A 20,051-nucleotide genomic window follows, 5' to 3' on the forward strand; every position below is an offset into this window, starting at 1 on the left:
CGAAACACTCGCAGGAGCTGCGCACACTGCGAGGTTTGTGCCAGACCAGATTGTTTAAATGAAAAAGCCCCTCCGGAGCTACTGCTACTGCTCCTATTGCTGCTGCTAAAACCCGGATTTCTTTTATGCATTTTACCACATTGATGCATCATTAGGGAAGCCGTTACCGCTTGCCTGATGAAAGAGTTATTATCAGGTGTGAATATTTGTTTTCCCTATCTTTAACGTTGTAACACAATCATTCCCCGATGCACCTACTCCGGCAGAACAACCTGAAGCTCCTCCTCCTGTTTATCCTCCTATTCTTTGCGCACATGGCCGCAGCACAGCAGCAGAGCGCCATCGAGCGCCTCACTTTTAAAATAGATTCGCTGGCGGGGGAAGGGTTGCCAAAATCGGCCCTGGCGGAGGTGGAGAAGCTGGATCAGCTGGCGCGCCGGCAAAAGAACGTGCCGCAGCAGGTGCGGGCTACCATTTATCGCATCACGTTTATGTCGTACCTCGAGGAAGATGCGCTGGCCAAGATCGTGAACCAGCTGAGAACAGATGTGGCTGCTGCTGCTTTTCCGGTGAAGCCCGTGCTGCAGTCGCTGCTCGCTGATGTGTACTGGCGCTATTACCAGCAGAACCGCTACCGCATCAGTGAGCGCAGCAAACTGGCCACACCCGATGCCGATTTTACGAACTGGGACCTGTACACGCTGGTGCAGGAGGTAGCCAGGCAGCACCACCTGGCGCTGCAGGAACAAAAGCGGCTGCAAAACACCAGGGTAAATGTATTCGAGGGTGTTTTGGTAGGAGACGCCGCCACCCGTTACCTGCGCCCCACACTCTACGACCTGCTGCTGCACCGCGCCCTCGACTTTTTCCTGACAGACGAAGCCTCACTTCTGAAACCGAAAGAACCGTTCACGCTCAATAACCCCGCCCTTTTCAGCGACAGCCGCACCTTTGCCAACCTGCCCATCCAAACTACCGACACGGCTTCCTTTTTGTACCAGGGCATCCGGCAATTGCAGCAGGCTACCCTTTTTCACCTGCAGCAGCAGCACAACCAGGAGGCGCTGGCCGACCTGGACCTGAAGCGGCTGGAACTGCTTTTCCGGAAGACAGTGCTGCCCAACAAGGAGAAACTGTATGTGCAGAGCCTGCAGCAACTGGCCCAAACCTTTGCCGCCAAACCCATTAGTGCCGATGCGCTGGTGCAACTGGGCAAATTCTACCAACAGAAAGACAGCCTGACGGTGGCCATCGACTATTTCAGAAAAGCACAAAACGCTTTTCCGGAGAGCCTGGGTGGCCGAAATGCTGCCAACTCTATCAAAGACATTACACAGAAAACCTTGTCGGCTGAGTTCGAACATGCCGTAGCGCCTGGCAAGCCTGTGCTGGCATCGGTAGCTTACCGAAACATAGCGCACGTAAACGCCACCCTTTATAAACTCACCGAGCAGCAGCTGGCGCAGCTACAGAAGCTGCTGAACGCCTATGTTACCAATTCCCGCACCGGCAGAACAGATATTCCTTCTAAAGAGGTGCTGGCCTTGCTGGCACAGCAGGTGCCGGAACAGAACCACCGCTTCAGCCTCAGCGGCACAGCCGATTACCGGCAGCACCGCACCGAGCTTATGCTCAACCCGCTGCCAAAAGGCCAATACGCCCTGCTGCTGCAGGAGCCACAGTCTACCGATACGAGCTTGTTTCAGCTGGGCACTTTTCAGGTAACAGATCTCGCTTATGTATCGCGCATCAACCCTAATGAGCAGGTAGAGCTGCGGGTGCTGCACCGCGATACAGGCGAGCCACTGGCAGGCGTAGAGGTAAGAGCCGATTACCTGAACCATCGCAGCAAAAACCCGCAGGAGCCCGAGTATGTAAACCTGGCGACGCTTACCTCGGATAAAGATGGAAAAGTAGTTTTCAGCAAAAAGGAGCAAACCTACAATTTCAGAATCAGGTTAAAGTCCGGAACAGATACCTACACCGATGGCGACAAGAGCTTCTGGGGCACGACCCGGAGAGAGGTGGAAGAGGAGAAGGAAGAGGAGAAAACCATTCTGTTTACCGACAGGCAGATTTACCGCCCCGGCCAGACCATCTACTTTAAAGGGCTGCAACTGAAAACGCTGAACGGCAAAAGCAGCCTCGTTGCCGGAGCAGAGATAGAGGTGGAGCTGTCGGACAGTAATTATAAGACCATAGGCGAGCTGGAGCTGGTCACCAATGAGTTCGGCACCTTCAGCGGCTCCTTTGTTCTTCCTCAAACTGTTCTGCCGGGAGAGTTCACACTAGAAACAGACGATGGTGAGTTGACGGTCCAGGTGGAGGAGTACAAGCGCCCGTCGTTCGAAATTACTTTTCAGGCTTACAAGGAAAATCCGCGCCTCAATGATTCTGTAACCGTGAAAGGAGATGTGATGGCCTTTTCGGGTTATGGGCTGTCGCAGGCGCAGGTAAACTACACCATCACCCGCCGCCTCTACAACCCCTGGCCTTACCGCGATTTCGGCTACAGATCATTTCCGAGGCAGGAGCCTGTTATCATTCAAACCGGCACCCTTACCACCACCGCCAGTGGGGCCTTCGAGATTAGGTTTAGAGCCTCTGCCGATGATGTGGAGCAGAAGGAGGGGCAGGTGTATGTCTATAGTTTGGAAGCTGATGCCACCGATGCCAGCGGCGAAACCCGTCAGGCGACTACAGAGGTAAAGGCAGGAAACAAACCCGTGTTGATCAAAGCCGATATGCCAGAGAATCTGTTCGGGAATCAGGAGTTGAAAGGTACGGTTAGCCTCACCAACCTGAACGATCAGTTGCAGCCTGGGAAGGTGCAGGTCTGCGTTTTTGCCCTGCAGCAGCCGGAGCGGATGTATAAAAACCGCCTCTGGTCAGCACCGGACCAGCCGCTGCTAACGCAGGAGGAGTACGGCCGCAACTTCCCGGCCTACCCCTACCCGGGTGCTGATGATTGGCGCAAGTGGCCAAGGCAGGAGAAGGTGCTCGAACAAACCATCAGCACAAGCTACGAAAAACCAGCCGCTCTCTCGGTAAAGCTGCCCAAAAACCAAAGGCCTGGCCTCTACCTGGTGCAGCTGCAGGGCCGCAATGCGCAGGGCGATACGGTCTCTCTGAACCACTTCTTCACCTTCGTGAAAGTAAAAAATAACAAACCCGTTAAAACTAACGATTGGGTTGTGCCACTTGTAACAGCCGGCAAGGCTGGCGAAGAGGCCGAATTTCTGGTAGGCACCGGCACCCCCGGACATTTTTTGATGGAGGTATATGAAGGACCAGAAATAGTTAAGTCGGAGTGGGTGAAGACGAAGCAATATCAGGTGCTGAAGAAAGTGCGCCTCAAAGAGACCGGCCAGGATGCCCAGCGCGTGCAGTTCCTGCTGGTGCAGGACAACCGAAGCTACAGCAGCAGCCATGAGTTGTTTGTACTGGACAGCGAAGAGCAGCTGCAGGTAAAGTTCAGCACCTTCCGAAACATCCTGCAGCCCGGCGACAAAGAGCAATGGAAGCTGCAAATCAGCCAGACTGGCAACAAAAAAGCCATGGCCGAGATGGTGGCGACCTTGTATGATGCCTCTCTCAACATGTTTATGCCCGATCAGAACTGGCTGGCAAGCTTTGGAAGCGAGTACACCCACCGGCCAGCTTATTTTAACTGGAACAGCAACAATTTTGTGGATAACCGCCACACCCAGCCATTGCAGCACCGCTACAGCTCCTTTGGGCATAGCCAACGGCAGTACGAGCACCTGAACCTGTTTGGCTACAACTACTATGGCGGCTACAACTACGGCTACCGGCAATACTTACGGCAGGTGGAGGAGCGGCAAAAAACAGCAGCCCACGATAAGCTGCTGGAGGAGGAATACAAGAAAAACGCGGCCCAGATAAAGCATGGCTACAACGTAAATGGCAGAGTAGTAGGGCTGGATGGAGTAGCCTTGCCAGGTGTCGCTATTCAACTCAAAGGAACTCAGATCAGTACCATCAGCAACTCTCGCGGCTATTTCAAATTCAAGGTTCCGGCAGGAGGGGTGCTTCAATTTTCTTTTGTTGGCTTCGATGCGCAGGAGGTAACCATTGAGAAAGCAGGTACTATGGAACTAAAATTGGTTCCTGATCAAGATAACCTGCAGGAAGTGGTTGTGGTGGGGTATGGCGAGCAGAAGCGGAGTAATTTAACTGGATCCGTAGCTACTATAACGGTGCGGGGGAAGGCTTCTATTTATGGCTCTCGTGCAGCGAATGGTGACTTAGAAGAAGCTTTAGCAGGACAAGTAGCAGGCGTGGCAGCCTCTCATCCTGTAGTAGAAAGTGAAGCATTAGCTTCTCCGGCCCCGGCCATCCGGCGTAACTTCCAGGAAACAGCTTTCTTCTTTCCGCACCTGCGCACCGATAAAAAAGGAGAAATCCTGCTGGAGTTTACGGTGCCGGATGCTTTAACGCGCTGGAAATTTAAAGGGCTGGCGCATACGCAGGAGCTGAAGCTGGGCTACCTGGAGCAGGAAGTGGTCACGCAGAAGCAGCTGATGGTGAGTGCCCACATGCCCCGCTTTTTCCGCGAAGGCGACAGCATTATCGTAACCGCCCGGCTTGCCAACCTCACCAAACAGGAGCAGCAGGGAACGGTACAGCTGCACTTGTTTAACGCCCTGAAAATGCAGCCGATATCCTTACTTGTTTCGGCAGAAGAAGCACAGCAGGAGTTTACCCTGGCAGCAGGAACCAACCAGGCGGTATTGTTCCGCTTAGCCATTCCGGCTGGCCTGGAAGCAATCACCTACCGCCTCACCGCAGAAACCGACCGGTTTAGCGATGGCGAAGAAAATACGCTGCCGGTGCTGACTAACCGCATGCTCGTAACTGAGTCGATGCCGCTGCTGGTGCGGCCGGGGGAGCAAAAGGCTTTTTCGTTTGATAAACTGGTAAACACCAGTAGCAGCACCTTGCAGCACAAATCGCTTACGCTGGAGTATACGCCCAACCCGGCCTGGTATGCGGTGCAGGCGCTGCCTTACCTCATGGAATTTCCCTACGATTGTGCTGAGCAGGTCTTCAGCCGCTACTTTGCCAACAGCCTGGCTTCTGCTATTGTGCAGCAGCAGCCGGTAATCCGGCAGGTGTTTGCGCAGTGGCAGCAGGAGGGGAGCGAGGCACTGCTCTCGAACCTGGAAAAGAATCCGGAGCTGAAGGCGGTGCTGCTGGAGGAAACACCCTGGCTCCGCGATGCCACCAGCGAGAAGGAGCAAAAGCAGCGCATCTCTTTGCTTTTCGATCTGAACAGGATGCAAAGCGAATTGCAGGTAAACCTGGAGAAGCTGGCGCAGATGCAGCTGCCCGATGGCAGCTTTCCCTGGTTTCGGGGCATTTACCCGGATCGTTTTATCACGCAGCACATCCTGGCCGGTATCGGGCAGCTGCAGCAACTGCAGGAAATGGACGGGAGGGGCGAAACCATTCAAATAATTACGAAGAGTGCGCTGCAGTACGTGGAGCAGCAGCTGCTGGAAGATGAGCGCCGGAAGCAGAAGCTGCAAGTTTCGTCTGGTTCTAAACCGGAAGCGCAGCTGAACCGCATCACGATTCATGCCTGGTATACCCGCAGCTACTTTGCCAGCACGCCACTATCGGCGGAGTTGCAGCCGCTCTGGAAAGCGTATCAGCAAGTGGCGGCAACCGAATGGAAGTTCCGGAGCATCTATGAGCAAGGACTGATTGCCCTGACGATGCATCGTTTCCAGCAGCCGGAGGTGGTGCAGCAGATCATAAAATCGCTGCTCGAAACCGTGACCCGCTCCGAGGAAATGGGCATGTACTGGCATCAAAATAAACTGGGATACTTCTGGCATCAGGCTCCTGTAGAGACGCAGGTGCTTCTGATAGAACTCTTTACGGAAGCCGGTGTAGAGACAGCATTGGTAGAAGAAATGAAGATATGGCTGCTGCAGCACAAACGCACCAACAACTGGCGCACGACCAAAGCCACTGCCGCCGCCTGCTACGCCCTGCTCTTACGTGGCCAGGATTGGCTGGTCCCGGCTGCTGCACCTGCCATTACCTTAGCTGGCCAACCACTGACTACGCTTAAACCCGATTTGGCTGAAGGGGCAGGCACTGGTTATATGAAGGCCAGCTGGGCCGGTGAAGAAATAAAACCAGCCATGGGAAAAGTAGAAGTGAAGAGCAACAGCAACACCATCAGTTGGGGAGCCCTGCACTGGCAATACCTGGAGCAGCTCGATAAAATCACCTCCTCCGACACCAACATCAAACTCCGCCGGCAATATTTCATCGAAAAGCAAACCGATGCTGGTAAAGTGCTCACAGCTGTAGATGCCGCGCATACGCCAAAAGTAGGCGATGTACTGAAAGTGGTGGTGTACCTGACCGCCGACCGCGAGTTTGAGTACGTGCACCTGAAAGACATGCGCCCTGCTGGCACCGAGCCGCTGGATGTGCTGTCGGGGTACAAACACCAGGACGGCCTCTACTACTACCAGACTACCAAAGACGTAGCCACCAACTTTTTCCTGAACCGCCTGTCGAAGGGCAATTTCGTGTTTGAGTACCGGCTGCGGGTGGCGCATGCGGGGGAGTTCTCCACCGGCATCAGCAGCGTGCAGAGCATGTACGCACCAGAGTTTAACGCCCACTCAGAGGGGCAGCGGCTGCGGTATGTGAAGTGATTGAGACACAAGCCACAGGACGTAAGACACAAGACTTTTGATTCTGCAATGCCTCTGCAATGCCGCAAGTTTAGGCGCAGCCGTAACTTGTGGTTGTAAATGAAGCAAGTTTGTAACTTGCGGAAGTATGTAAGTTAGTGGGTCACGCAAGTTGAAAACTTGCTGTCAATTTTTACCACCAGTTCCTGCTTCACTCAAACTGGCGGCATGGAGCAGCACTAGCACTAGCCGCAACCTCCGGAGGGCCATTTTCATTAGAATAATTTCTGATTTCTCCCCTAGGTGTAGTTATAAATTACACCTAGGGGAGATAAGTGCAGGCAGCACCAGTTTCAACCTCTGGAGGGGCTTTTTTATTCAATTAATTTTTAATTTGGCGAAGCTACTCACTACATATACTTATTCTCCACCAGGTACCCCTGCACATAATCCCGTACGCCTTCTTCCAGCGTGTAGAAAGGCTTGTCGTAGCCGATGGAGCGGAGTTTGTCCATGTTGGCTTCGGTGAAGTATTGGTAGGTGTCGCGGATGGTTTCGGGGGTATCCATAAAGTTGATGTCGGGCGTAACGCCTAAGGCATCGAAGGTGCTGAGGGCAAGGGCCATAAAGGTGCGGGCTTTGCCGGAGCCGAGGTTGTAGAGGCCGGAGTTCTTGCGGTGGTGCATCAGGAAATAGCATACGTCTACCACATCCTTTACATACACAAAGTCGCGCATCTGCTCGCCATCGGCATAGTCGGGGTTGTGGGAGCGGAAGAGGGTGAGGCTGCCTTTCTCTTTTATCTGGTTGTAAGCATGGAAAATAACCGATGCCATCCGGCCTTTGTGGTACTCGTTGGGGCCATACACATTAAAGAACTTCAGACCTGCCCAAAAGAAAGGCTTGGCCGTTTGCTCCAGCGCCCACTTATCGAAATCGTTCTTCGACTCGCCGTAGGGGTTGAGCGGCTGCAGCAGCGGCGTAAGATTTTCATCGTCGTCGTAGCCCAGGGTGCCGGAGCCGTAGGTGGCGGCAGAGGAGGCATACACCAACGGAATCTGGTATTCGCAGCAGGCATTCCAAACTTTCTTGGAGTAGTCCAGGTTCAGGAGGTCGAAAATGGCTTTGTTCACCTCCATGGTATCGGTGCGGGCGCCCAGGTGGAAAATGAACTCCACGCCTTCGTAATTCGCGTCCAGCCAGTCAAAAAAGCCTTCTCGGTCTACAAACTCCTTTATTTTTTTCCCCTTGAGGTTATTTTCTTTTTTAACGGCAGAAAAATTATCTACCACCACTATATCATTAAAATTAGCGGCATTGAGTCTGCTCACAAGGCAGCTCCCGATAAAGCCAGCGGCACCAGTTACAACGATCATAGTTCAGTTTTAAAGGCTGTGATGTAAATTGCGTTAAATTTAAGAAAAATTAACGGAGCTGCCGCCAGTACAAGTGTGCAGCCTGACACGATATCCTGAATCATTTGCAAAAATCTAGTAGATTTCCGCTATTCCTGCTCAGCTGCTTTTGGCTGCTGCTTTTTGGTTCGTGCGGCGGGGAGCGGAGGCATTCCGGCGATGAACTGGTGCTGCAGGATGGCCTGGGGCGGGAACTGCGCCTGCCACAGCAGCCGAAGCGGGTCATGGCGCTGGCCGCCTCCATGACCGAGATGCTTTTTGCCATCTGCGACACCGGAAACATAGTGGCCCGGACCCCACATTGCGATTATCCTGCCAGTGTGCTGTCTAAACCTGTTGTCAGCAACTACCCGGTAGACTACGAGCAGGTGCTCCTGCTGAAACCCGACCTTATTTTTACAGTGGAAGGCATTACCCCTCTGGAAGTGGCTGAGCGACTTCGCGAACTGGGCGTGCCAGTCTATTACCTGAAGTTCCGGACGGTGGAAGATATTTTTCTGGGAATGGAGGAAATCGGCAGAATAGTGGGGCGGGAGCAGCAGGCCAGCTACCTGGCCGATTCGCTGCGGCAGGAGGTGGCCCGGATAGCAGCACGCCATAAGCAGCAGCAGCAGCAGGCCCCGCGTGTACTGGCCATTGCCGGCTACGACCCGATTTATGTATATGGGCACAGCACCGTGATCTCGGACAAGCTCCGCATTCTGGGTGCCCGTAATGCCGTAAAGGAAACGTTTGATGCCCAATCGAGAGAGTACATTCTGAAGGCTAACCCGGATGTGCTGCTGGGGGGAACGCCGGAGGAGATGGAAAAAGGCTTCTTCAGTATTTACCCGGAGCTGCGCAAAATCAAGGCCTACCAAAACCGGCGCATCTACAACCCTACACAAGACCTGATGGGCCGCGCCTCCCCCCGTGTGGTTGAATCGATCCGTGAACTCGAAGGTTTTCTTTATCCATGAGCAAGGGACTCTACTTTGTTCTTGCGCTGGGGCTTATCCTGGTGGTGATGCTGCTGGGCCTGACGGTAGGGTCGTTTGAGACAGATGTTCGCCTGCTGGCAGATGCCTTTTTTAGTTATAACTCAGCAGACCTTACCCATTTCTCGATCGTACACCTGCGCCTGCCGCGCCTGCTGCTGGCGTTGGTGGTAGGGGCCTCGCTGGCCTTTTGCGGCTACCTGATGCAGGCCATGGTGAACAATGGCCTCGCCGATCCGTACCTGTTGGGAACAGCCTCGGGTGCATCCTTGGGAGCGGTCACGGTTTTTTTCGGCTTTATCCCGATCAGCATGGCAGGTATCTACATGCCTTCGCTGTTTGCCTTGCTGGGGGCGCTGGGCGTTACCCTGCTGGTGATTATGCTGGGCTACCGCAAAGGGCAACTCATCCCGACCCAGCTCATCCTGGCAGGGGTGGCCCTCAGTTCGCTGGCTACGGCCATTGTTTGGCTGCTCACGTTCCTCTCCGATTCGGAGGGCAAGCTGAAATCGGTTATATTCTGGTCGATGGGAAGTTTTGAGCGGGCGGGCTGGACCACGCTGCCTTACCCGGCGGTGGCGCTCCTGCTGGGGCTAGTGCTGTTTACCTTTCTGCAGAAGCAGCTTAACATCATCCTGCTGGGCGCCGACCGGGCGCAGGCGCTGGGGGTGAAGGTAGCGCAGACCCGCTGGCTCATCCTGATCACGGTGTCGGTGGTGACGGGTTTTGCGGTGGCGACCTCGGGTACTATTGGCTTTGTAGGATTAATTGTGCCGCACGTAACGCGGGCGCTCATGGGGGCATCGGGCAAATTTAACCTCTGGTTCTGCGCCTTTGTGGGCGGTTTTTTCATGCTGCTCTGCGATTTGCTGTCGCGGTTAATTTATCCGCCGGCGGGCCTCCCGATTGGAATTATTACTTCGTTTTTTGGTGTTCCTTTCTTTGTATATTTGTTGTCGAGAAAAAATTACAAGTTTAGCAGTTAGATGATTTACGTAAGCAGATTAGAGCATTTTAACGCAGCCCACAAGCTGCACAACCCGAACTGGTCGTTGGCGAAGAATAAGGAGGTGTTCGGGCCGTGTGCCAATGCCAACTGGCACGGACACAATTATGAGCTGATCGTGACCGTAAAAGGCGAGCCGGACCCCGATACCGGCTTTGTGATAGACCTTAAAAAACTGAGCACGCTTATCCGCAAGCATATCATCGAGAAGGTAGACCATAAGAACCTGAACCTCGATGTGGCGTTTATGGAAGATAAGCTGGCCAGCACTGAAAACCTGATCATGGAGTTCTGGAACATTCTGGCCCCGCGCATCGCCGAATTATCCTCAGCCCAGCTGCACAGCCTGAAACTGTACGAAACGCCCCGCAACTACGTAGAGTACTTCGGCGATTAGTACTTCTTTTATAATTCAAAATTAGAAATTATGGTTGCTTATTTTTTGGCAGTTCAGCAACAATAATTTTAGAAACAACACTTTCGTTTTTGAATTAAAGAAGAGCACTTGTTTATTATTCATAATTTTTAATTTCTAATTTTTAATTTGGCGCAGCACCTCTCATCCTGCTGCTTTTTAGCCGCGCCCTAACAGCCAGCCTTAAACCCGGAACGAAAGCATGAAATACTATATCATCGCTGGTGAGCGATCAGGAGATCTTCACGCCTCCAACCTGATAAAGCAGCTTCGGAAGCAGGACCCCCAGGCCGTGATCAGAGGTTGGGGCGGCGACATGATGCTGGAAGCCGGCATGGAACTGGTAAAGCACTACAGGGAGATGGCTTTTATGGGTTTTCTGGAAGTGGTGAAGAATGTGTTTACCATCCGGGGATTCCTGAAGGAGTGCAAAGCAGATATACAGCAGTTTCGGCCGGATGTGGTGATCCTGGTGGATTATGCCGGCTTTAATCTTCGGATTGCCCGCTTCGCCAAAGCGCAGGGGCTAAAGGTTTTCTATTACATCTCGCCTAAAATCTGGGCCTGGAACCAGGGGCGCGCCCACACCATCAAAAAGCTGGTGGACCGCATGTTCGTGATCATGCCCTTTGAGGAAGAATTCTACGGCCGCTTCGACTATAAGGTAGATTATATCGGCAACCCGGTTTCTGATTCGGTAACGGACCATGTGCCCAACCCCGATTTCAGGCTGAAGAACCGGATCGCGAACAACAAACCCATAATTGCGGTGCTGCCGGGTAGCCGGAAGCAGGAGATCGAGAACATGCTGCACGTGATGCTGAGTGTGCTGCCCTCTTTCCGCGATTTTCAGTTTATAGTAGCCGGTGTTTCTAATTTAGAGAAGGGCTACTATGAGCAGTATAATGGTGAGCAGAACATCAAGATTGTGTATGACCAGCCTTACGACGTGCTCTCTTATGCGCAGGCGGCCTTGGTCACCTCCGGCACTGCCACCCTCGAAACAGCGCTGTTTAACGTGCCGCAGGTGGTATGCTACAAAACCAGCGCCGTTTCCTATGCCATTGCCAAGCGCCTGATCCGGGTGCCCTACATCTCGTTAGTAAACCTGATTGCCGACAAACCGGTGGTAACGGAGCTGATTCAGGATGATTTTACTCCGAAACGCATCGTAGCCGAACTGAAAAGCCTCCTTTTCGACAAGTACTACATTCAGAAGCAGCAGGATGGCTATGAACTGGTGCGCCAGAAAATCGGCCATTACCGGACAGCAGAGCGTGCGGCAGAACTTATGGTGGGCTATCTGCAGGAAAATTAGGGCTTCGGTAATCGGGTAGTTCATTGTTGTTTGCTGATTGCCGGGATAACATGTATAAATCTACTTCGGGGATCCCCACTCTCAAATGCTCTTATCAACAGATTAGTAATTGCTGTTACGCACAGGAGTGTCGCACTCATCTGGAAACGAGCATGAGAACCCTGTGCGTAACAATCGGTAATAATTAGCATATCAGCACATTACTCAGATTATTCTAATGAAAATGCCCCTTGGGAGCTAATTTTATAGGGAAAAACAAGGCTCCTATTTCCTGAATTTTGCGCTGGTGCGAGCTTGCCGCTCGTACTTTCCTATCAAGCCTTTCCAGAAGGGGCCAAAGCAGCTTGCTATAGATTAATTCTTTTAAGCTGTAGCCTTACGGAACATTTGGTACGTACTGCAAGCTCGCACCAGCGACCTGCTTTTCCCTACAGGATGAGCTCCGGAGGCGCTTTTGCTGCTCCTGCTCCTGATTGTTGTAAGCAACTGTAAAGGCGTTAGCTGGTCTGTTTATTTTCTGAAACTTTTCGGGTGTGATAGTGTACAAAGAAGAGCCGGATAATTAAGCTGGCTTTTTTTATACTGTAACCTGACTTAAACCGAAACTATGAAACCACTGTTAATTACCCTCTGCGTGACTGGTGTAGCGATTGCGCTGCTCATGATAAGTGCCTTACCCAAGGATGAACTTCCTGCCTATGGTATGGGAACTGAGTTCTAAAGTACTAGATGCTGGTGCAGCGCCAGCAGGCGTAATCAGGTCTGGAGGGCTGTTTTGATTAGCATAATTTGTTTGATGCAGCAACCCTAAAAAAGGAGGAGCCCCGGCAAAACTGCCGGGGCTCCTCCTTTTTTAGGGTTGCTGCATGCGCTTCTGCGCCTATGCCACGCGCAGCTGCTTGAGTGGCGACTTGTCGAATTTCTTGCGGGCGTAGTCTCCGGTTATCACCAGTTCCTTTTCTCCCTCTTCTGATGGCAGCTCGAACATGGCGTCTGTCATGATGCCTTCGCAGATGGAGCGGAGGCCACGCGCACCAAGTTTATACTCGGCTGCTTTCTCTACAATATACTCCAGGGCATCGTCGGCAAACGAGAGGCTGATGTTCTCCATCTCGAACAGGCGCTTGTACTGCTTCACAATAGAGTTTTTGGGCTCCAGCAAGATGCGGCGCAGGGTTTCTTTGTCGAGTGGGTTGAGGTGTGTGATGACCGGCAGGCGGCCTATAAGCTCCGGAATCAGACCGAACGCCTTCAGGTCCTGGGCGGTCATGTAACGCAGGTAGCTTTCCTGCTCCTGCGACTCCTCGTCGGCCTTAGACTTGGAGAAACCGATAGGGCGGGTGTTCAGTCTGGATTTGATCAGCCTGTCTATTCCTACAAAGGCACCACCGCAGATAAAGAGAATATTCTCGGTGTTCACTGTAATCATTTTCTGCTCCGGGTGCTTGCGGCCTCCCTGCGGCGGCACATTTACCACGGTGCCCTCCAGGAGCTTCAGCAGCGCCTGCTGCACGCCTTCGCCGCTCACATCGCGGGTAATGGAAGGGTTGTCGCTTTTGCGGGCAATTTTATCGATCTCATCTATGTACACAATGCCGCGCTCCGCCGACTCCACATTATAGTCAGCCGCCTGCAGCAGGCGCGTCAGGATGCTTTCCACGTCTTCGCCCACATAGCCGGCCTCTGTCAGTACGGTGGCGTCGGCAATACAGAAAGGCACCTGCAGAATGCCGGCCATCATGCGGGCCAGGTAGGTTTTGCCAGTACCTGTTTCGCCCACCATAATGATGTTTGATTTCTCGATCACCACATCGTCTTCGTTGGTGCGCTGCATCAGGCGCTTGTAGTGGTTGTACACTGCCACCGACATTACTTTCTTGGCCTCGTCCTGGCCTACCACAAACTGATCAAGGTAAGTTTTCATCTCCCTTGGCTTCATCAGGTTGAACTTAGGCGTGCGGCTGTTTGCTCTTATCTTATTTTCTTCGTTCAGGATTTGCTGTGCCTGCCCGATGCAACGATCGCAGATATGTGCATTGATTCCGGAGATCATTACTGATACATCCTTCTTGTTTTTTCCGCAAAATGAGCAAGTAATTTCAGCCATAATAACTATGTTCTAGGTGTTTCCATGCTTCATGAAAGAAAGCATAAGGCAAATGTACAAAATTGAAGTCTCAATGAAAGCTTATTCGCAATAATCTGCTTCTGTAATATTTACAAAAAACAAGCGTAAATTTAAAAATTGATATCATTCTATTCTTTCTTAACTAGCTATGCATCAGCTATTTGAAATTATTAGATATCAACAGGCACCTGTTGATAAATTCCTGGAGACGGCTGAAAAAAATTGTTGCAGCCAGCAGTATAGCCGGAGTTTGTAAGGTCTGAAAGGATAAAAAAAACCCGCCCTGAGAAACAAGGCGGGAGTGGGATGCTATTATTAATTATAGCTATATTTCTATACTTGCTTAGTCTTTTTTGCGGACTAATACCTCATCAATCAGGCCGAATTCTTTTGCTTCTTCGGCACGCATCCAGTAGTCACGCTCAGAGTTGTCGTAGATATCCTGGTAGGATTTGCCGGAGTGCTCGGCCAGAATCTCGTAGAGCTCTTTCTTCAGTTTCAGGATTTCGCGGGCGGTGATCTCAATATCGGTTGCCTGCCCCTGTGCCCCGCCCATCGGCTGGTGAATCATGATGCGGGAGTGCGGCAGCGACGAGCGCTTGTTCTTGGCGCCACCTGCCAGCAGCACGGCACCCATAGAGGCGGCAAGGCCGGTGCAGATGGTAGCCACATCGGGGTTCACATACTGCATGGTGTCGTAAATGCCAAGGCCGGCATACACAGAGCCACCCGGGCTGTTGATATACAGCAGGATGTCCTTTTTAGAGTCGGCCGACTCCAGGAACAGCAGTTGCGCTGTAATAATGTTGGCAATAAAATCATCTACCTGGGTGCCCAGGAAAATAATCCGGTCCATGATCAGGCGCGAAAACACGTCAATCTCACGGAAGTTGGTAGGGCGTTCCTCAATTACAGAGCGGGTCATGCTTTCGATGGTATGCATGGCCTTGCCTTCAATATGATGTATGTATTGGTCTACGCCCAGGCCGCTCAGACCCTGGCCTTTTACGGCAAATTTCCGGAACTCGTTTTTGTTAAACATATGGTTTATCTTGTTTACGGTTTGTTCAAAAATAAAAAAAGTCCTTTAAAACAAAGGACTTTTTTTGAAATAGGGTTTATGTTGGTTCTCTAGAACTTTAAGTCCTTGAAGTCCTCGGCCGTGATCGTTTGTTCAACCACAGTTATTTGTTCTTTAAGTTTAACGAGCACCTTCTCGGCCAGTAGCTGCTCGTATTCCTGGATGTAGTTGCGGCCATTGTCCTGCTGCAGCGACTCATTTACATACTTGCCAATGGTGTCGGCCAGTTCGGCGGGCATTTCCGGCATGTTGAACTGGGCCAGCATTTTGGCCGTGGCGCTGTCTACTACCTCCTGGTTTGATACTTTCAGGTCGTGCTCGGCCACTACCTTGTTCTTGATCATCGACCACTTCAGCTCCCGCAGGTACTGGTCAAAGTTCTCGTCTACCTGCTCTTCGGTCAGGCGATCCTGGTTGGTAACCAGCAGCCAGCGCTTAAAGAAATCCTTCGGAAGTTCTACCTCCAGGTTGTCAACCAAGGTATCGATAATCCGGCGGCTAAGCAAATTGTCGGCTTCGCGCTGGAAGTTCTCAGCGATGGTCTCTTTTACCTTGGTGTTGAAGTCTTCTTCGGTCGTTACCTCGTCTTTACCGAAAAGCTTGTCGAACAGCTCCTGGTTGAGTTCGGCAGGCTCTGTGCGGCTGATGCTCTCCACGGTGAACTCAAACTCACCGTTCAGGTCGGCTACTTCGTCTTTGCTCAGGCCGGTTACGTGGGCCAGGGCGCTGTTGTCGTCGCCAAAGGTCTTCCGGATGTCGAAACGGATCACATCTCCGGCTTTTACGCCAGTAAACTGCTCTTTGCCCGCAACTACACGGTTAGTAGGAATCAGGGTGTCGGCTTCGAACTCTCCTTCTGCTGCTTTCAGGTGGCCTTTAATAAAGTCGCCTTCTTCAGATGTCTCAGGGTTGGTTGTTTTGCCGAACTGACGCTTGATGTTCTCATACGCCTCATCCAGGGTTTCCTGCGTTACCTCCACAGTGTACCCCTCTACGCTTTTATCAAGCGGAAGGTTAATTTCCGGTAGCAGGCCTACGGCGTAGGTAAACTCGAACTCTTTCTGGTTGTCCCAGTCGATGTTTTCCTGCGAAGGCTCCGGAAGCGGGTCACCCAGCAGTTTAACGTCGTTCTCCTTAATATATTTGGTGATTTCGTCCTGCAGGAGCTTGTTAATCTGCTCTACCAGGATGCTCTTGCCGTACATTTTCTTGATAAGCCCGGCAGGCACTTTGCCCGGTCTGAAGCCTTTGATCTGAGCTTTTTTGCTATATTCTTTAACCTGTTGGTCTACTTTCGGAGCGTAATCGGCCTCTTCGAGTACCACCTTCAACTGAGCGTTGGTGCTGTCGGTTTGATTTAATGTAATATTCAAGGCAATGAAAATTTAGTTTGGAACATCTAGTAAAAACAAACCCCCAACAGTGCTGTTGAGGGTTCCTTTTAATGTGCGGATGGAGGGACTCGAACCCCCATGCCTCGCAGCGCTAGATCCTAAGTCTAGTGCGTCTACCAATTTCGCCACATCCGCGTGGTGTTGTTTGTAATGATGGTGCAAATTTACGTACATTAATTTTATTTGCAAGAGGCGGCGTAAAAATTTGCTAAATTATTTTGGGGGCGGTGCGCTCCTCAAAATATATGTAAAAAAAGGGGGAGAGGCCTTTGCAGGGAGCCATTAGGATGCTGGCTTTAAGCTCTGAACAATGTGCAGCCTGGAAAATTAAAGTTTGCCCGAATTTGTTTGGGCAGGTGCTTTATGCATTACATCTTATTATCAGTTATATTTGAAACTTATATAGCCACTGCCTGCATTTACCTTATAGGTGTTATCATAACTGGTTGCGGACAAGACGCAAATCCGTTGTTATTTTAAAAATATGATTGATCCGGAAGCAGAGCGCAAAGAGATCTTAAGACACTACCGGAGGCTGCTGCGTTACGCAAAGCCTTTCCTGAAAGATAACGATGCGAAAATAATCAAGAAAGCTTTTAATACCTCGCTGGAGGCGCATAAGGATATGCGCCGCAAGTCGGGGGAGCCTTACATCCTGCACCCCCTGGCCGTAGCCCAGATCGCGGTGGAGGAAATCGGGCTGGGTACCACCTCTATTGTGTCGGCGCTGCTGCACGATGTGGTGGAAGACACCGACTGGGAGATCGCCGACATAGAACGCGATTTCGGACCCAGCGTGGCCCGGATCATCGAGGGGCTTACCAAGATATCGGGCGTGTTTGAGTATGGCAGCTCGCAGCAGGCCGAGAACTTCCGTAAGATGCTCCTCACGCTCTCCGATGATGTGCGCGTAATCCTGATAAAGCTGGCCGACCGGCTGCACAACATGCGCACCCTCGACAGCATGCCACGTCACAAGCAGCTCAAGATCGCCTCCGAAACCATGTACCTGTACGCGCCGCTGGCGCACCGACTGGGTTTGTACGCCATAAAGTCGGAACTGGAGGACCTGTACCTGAAGTATACCGACACGGAGACGTATCGTGATATTTCCAGAAAGATCCGCCAGACCAGGAGTGCCCGCAATAAGTTTATAAAAGATTTTATTGCGCCAATTGAGACCGAACTGCGGCGCTACGGGTTTAAGTTTGCCATAAAAGGGCGGCCCAAGACGATCTACTCCATCGTAAAGAAGATAAAGAAGCAGAACATCACTTTCGAGGAGATTTATGACCTGTTTGCCGTGCGCATTATTCTGGACGTGCCCCTCGAAAACGAGAAAGCGGCCTGCTGGCAGGTGTACTCCATCATCACAGACTTTTACCAGCCAAACCCCGACCGCCTGCGCGACTGGGTAAACACGCCAAAGATAAACGGGTACGAATCGTTGCATACCACCGTCATGAGCCGTTCGGGCCAGTGGGTAGAGGTGCAGATCCGTACCAAGCGCATGGATGAGATTGCCGAACGTGGCTACGCCGCCCACTGGAAATATAAAACCGGCCCGGGGGTAGGAGAGTCGGGCCTGGAGATCTGGATCAACAAGGTGCGCGACATGCTGGAGAACAACACCGCCAACGCCCTGGAGTTTATGGACGAGTTCCGGAAAAACCTGTTTGTGGAGGAGGTGATCGTGTTTACGCCCAAAGGAGAACTCATTGCCTTGCCCGACCGGGCCACCGCCCTGGACTTTGCCTTTGAGATTCATACCCATATCGGGCAGCAATGCCTGGGAGCCAAGGTAAACCAGAAGCTGGTGCCGCTCAGCCACAGGCTGCATAACGGCGACCAGGTAGAGATCCTGACATCTAAAAAGCAGCGGCCTAGCGAGGAGTGGCTCAAGTATGTGGTAACCTCCAAGGCGCGCTCCGGCATTAAAGATTACCTGCGGGAAGACCGTAAGAACAAGGCGGAGCTGGGCAAGGCCGCCCTCAAAAAACGCCTGGCACAGCTGGATATAAACGAGACGCAAGCCAATATAAACAAGCTGCTGGCGTTTTATAATGCTCCCACCCTGCAGGATCTGCATTACCGGATTGCCTTAGGGTACCTTGACCCGCGCGATATAAAGGAAGTTATTTTTCAGGAGGTAACCGACCGGGGGGCCACCCTGACAGACACCAGGTCGTTTGAGCGGGAAGTGCAGAAAATAAGGGGCGTGCACTCTGATATGCTGGTAATCGGGGAGAATACTTCGAACATGCAGTACACCATGGCCCCCTGCTGCAACCCGATTCCGGGCGATGAGGTGTTTGGCTTCCAGACCGAAAACGATGGCATAAAAATCCACAGAACCAACTGCCTGGAAGGAATGGAGCTGATGTCTAATTACGGCAACAGGATTATCAAGGCAAAATGGACCGATAAGCAGGAGCTTGCCTTTCTGGCGGGCATCCGGATAAAAGGCACCGACCGGTTGGGGCTGATAAACGACCTGACCAAGGTGATATCCAACAGTTTAAAAGTGAATATGCGCTCCATGACCATCGACTCGAACGACGGTATTTTTGAGGGCAACATTATGGTTTTTGTTAACGACACAGGGCACCTCGACACGCTGATGCAGCAGATGGGCAAAGTAAATGGCATTTTGTCGGTGGAGCGTTTCGAGTAACCTATATAAGAGCAGACTATGTCGACATTAGATAAAGTGAAATTTGAGGAAGTAAAGAAAATATTTACCGCCTACCTGGAGAGCAAAGGGCTTCGGAAAACACCCGAACGCTATGCCATTCTGGAAGAGATTTATTCCCGATCGGGCCATTTTGATGTGGAATCGCTCTACATCAGCATGAAAAACAAGAACTACCAGGTAAGCCGGGCCACCGTGTACAATACCCTCGACCTGCTGGTAGAGAATGACCTGGTGAGCAAACACCAATTTGGCCGGAATCTTGCTCAGTATGAAAAGTCGTACGGCTACCGGCAGCACGACCACGTAATATGTACCGAGTGCCACAAGGTGGTGGAGTTCTGCGACCCGCGCATCCATAATATCCAGACAATGGTGGGGGAGCTGCTGAATTTCCGTATTTTGCACCACTCGCTAAACCTGTATGGTGTCTGCGGCGATTGCCGCGCCAAAAAAGCGACAGAACAGCAACATGAAGTATCAGATAGAGTTAAAGGATGATGTCCTGTTTATCAGACTGCAGGAAGACCTGATAGCGGGCCCCCTCACGCAGCAACTGCTAGCCGGGGTAGACGAGCAGGTAGACAATAACGTGCTGCTTTGCGCCATAGACCTTTCTAACATCCGGTTTATGGACAGCAGCGGCATGGGCGTGCTGGTGTCGTTGCTGACCAAGTTCCGGAACAGAGGCGGCGAGCTGGTGCTGATCAAACCCTCCGACCATATCCGCAAACTGCTTATCGTTACGAAGCTCAATGCCATCTTCACCATCGCCGAAAACGATGAGTACGCGTCACAGTTTTTAAAGGAGTCCATTTACTGATATTTGCCTGTATGGGGAGCAGGAGGTGCGGCAGTAGTTCCTGAAGGCTCCGGAGGGGCAATTTCATTAGAATAATTTAGCTGGCAGGCTTCAGAGCAGGTGGCACAGCAGCAGGAAATAGT

Annotated in this window: 12 protein-coding genes and 1 tRNA gene; 8 read left to right on the forward strand and 5 right to left on the reverse strand. The window is 51.9% G+C overall.

What is annotated here, in order from left to right; translation table 11 throughout:
- Nucleotides 1-248 precede the first annotated feature (248 nt).
- Nucleotides 249-6,701 (forward strand): alpha-2-macroglobulin family protein, encoded by a 6,453-nt coding sequence (locus FJM74_RS14115; protein ID WP_187263262.1) that lies wholly within the window; start codon nt 249-251, stop codon nt 6,699-6,701.
- Between the two features lie 389 nt (nt 6,702-7,090).
- Here FJM74_RS14115 and rfaD read toward each other — a convergent pair whose 3' ends face one another.
- Nucleotides 7,091-8,056 carry an ADP-glyceromanno-heptose 6-epimerase gene (gene rfaD, locus FJM74_RS14120; RefSeq protein ID WP_187263263.1) on the reverse strand — a complete coding sequence of 322 codons (966 nt, stop codon included), beginning with the start codon at nt 8,054-8,056 and terminating at the stop codon, nt 7,091-7,093.
- Nucleotides 8,057-8,160: 104 nt separating this feature from the next.
- Between rfaD and FJM74_RS14125 the strand changes: the two genes are divergently transcribed.
- From FJM74_RS14125 to lpxB, 4 genes are all read left to right on the forward strand, one after another.
- On the forward strand, nt 8,161-9,054 hold the full coding sequence (locus tag FJM74_RS14125) for an ABC transporter substrate-binding protein (protein WP_241739161.1): 894 nt from the start codon (nt 8,161-8,163) through the stop codon (nt 9,052-9,054).
- The gene (locus FJM74_RS14130) at nt 9,051-10,058 is read left to right on the forward strand and encodes a FecCD family ABC transporter permease (protein ID WP_187263264.1); all 1,008 of its coding nucleotides are present in this window, start codon (nt 9,051-9,053) and stop codon (nt 10,056-10,058) included. The genes FJM74_RS14125 and FJM74_RS14130 overlap by 4 nt, the downstream gene beginning before the upstream one ends.
- Nucleotides 10,059-10,475, forward strand: a complete 417-nt coding sequence (locus FJM74_RS14135; protein ID WP_187263265.1) for a 6-pyruvoyl trahydropterin synthase family protein — start codon at nt 10,059-10,061, stop codon at nt 10,473-10,475. It abuts the gene before it with no gap.
- 220 nt (nt 10,476-10,695) lie between these two features.
- Nucleotides 10,696-11,811 carry a lipid-A-disaccharide synthase gene (lpxB, locus tag FJM74_RS14140; RefSeq protein ID WP_187263266.1) on the forward strand — a complete coding sequence of 372 codons (1,116 nt, stop codon included), beginning with the start codon at nt 10,696-10,698 and terminating at the stop codon, nt 11,809-11,811.
- An 880-nt stretch (nt 11,812-12,691) separates the two neighbouring features.
- Here lpxB and clpX read toward each other — a convergent pair.
- From clpX to FJM74_RS14160, 4 genes are all read right to left on the reverse strand, one after another.
- Nucleotides 12,692-13,918 (reverse strand): ATP-dependent Clp protease ATP-binding subunit ClpX, encoded by a 1,227-nt coding sequence (clpX, locus tag FJM74_RS14145; protein ID WP_187263267.1) that lies wholly within the window; start codon nt 13,916-13,918, stop codon nt 12,692-12,694.
- Nucleotides 13,919-14,282: 364 nt separating this feature from the next.
- Nucleotides 14,283-14,981 carry a ClpP family protease gene (locus FJM74_RS14150; RefSeq protein WP_262890441.1) on the reverse strand — a complete coding sequence of 233 codons (699 nt, stop codon included), beginning with the start codon at nt 14,979-14,981 and terminating at the stop codon, nt 14,283-14,285.
- Between the two features lie 89 nt (nt 14,982-15,070).
- Nucleotides 15,071-16,393, reverse strand: a complete 1,323-nt coding sequence (tig, locus tag FJM74_RS14155) for a trigger factor (RefSeq protein WP_187263268.1) — start codon at nt 16,391-16,393, stop codon at nt 15,071-15,073.
- Nucleotides 16,394-16,467: 74 nt separating this feature from the next.
- A tRNA-Leu gene (locus tag FJM74_RS14160) sits at nt 16,468-16,549 on the reverse strand.
- 349 nt (nt 16,550-16,898) lie between these two features.
- Between FJM74_RS14160 and FJM74_RS14165 the strand changes: the two genes are divergently transcribed.
- From FJM74_RS14165 to FJM74_RS14175, 3 genes are read left to right on the forward strand one after another with little or no spacing between them, the layout of a single operon-like run.
- Nucleotides 16,899-19,088, forward strand: coding sequence for a RelA/SpoT family protein (locus tag FJM74_RS14165; protein ID WP_187263269.1), 2,190 nt, complete (start codon nt 16,899-16,901; stop codon nt 19,086-19,088).
- Between the two features lie 18 nt (nt 19,089-19,106).
- A complete protein-coding gene (locus FJM74_RS14170; RefSeq protein ID WP_187263270.1) occupies nt 19,107-19,607 on the forward strand; it encodes a Fur family transcriptional regulator in 501 nt (166 codons plus the stop codon).
- On the forward strand, nt 19,579-19,929 hold the full coding sequence (locus FJM74_RS14175) for an STAS domain-containing protein (RefSeq protein WP_187263271.1): 351 nt from the start codon (nt 19,579-19,581) through the stop codon (nt 19,927-19,929). Before FJM74_RS14170 ends, FJM74_RS14175 begins: the two co-directional genes overlap by 29 nt.
- The last annotated feature ends 122 nt before the right edge of the window (nt 19,930-20,051 follow it).

Source organism: Pontibacter beigongshangensis, from assembly GCF_014332515.1.
In the GTDB taxonomy this organism is placed as follows: Bacteria; Bacteroidota; Bacteroidia; order Cytophagales; family Hymenobacteraceae; genus Pontibacter; species Pontibacter beigongshangensis.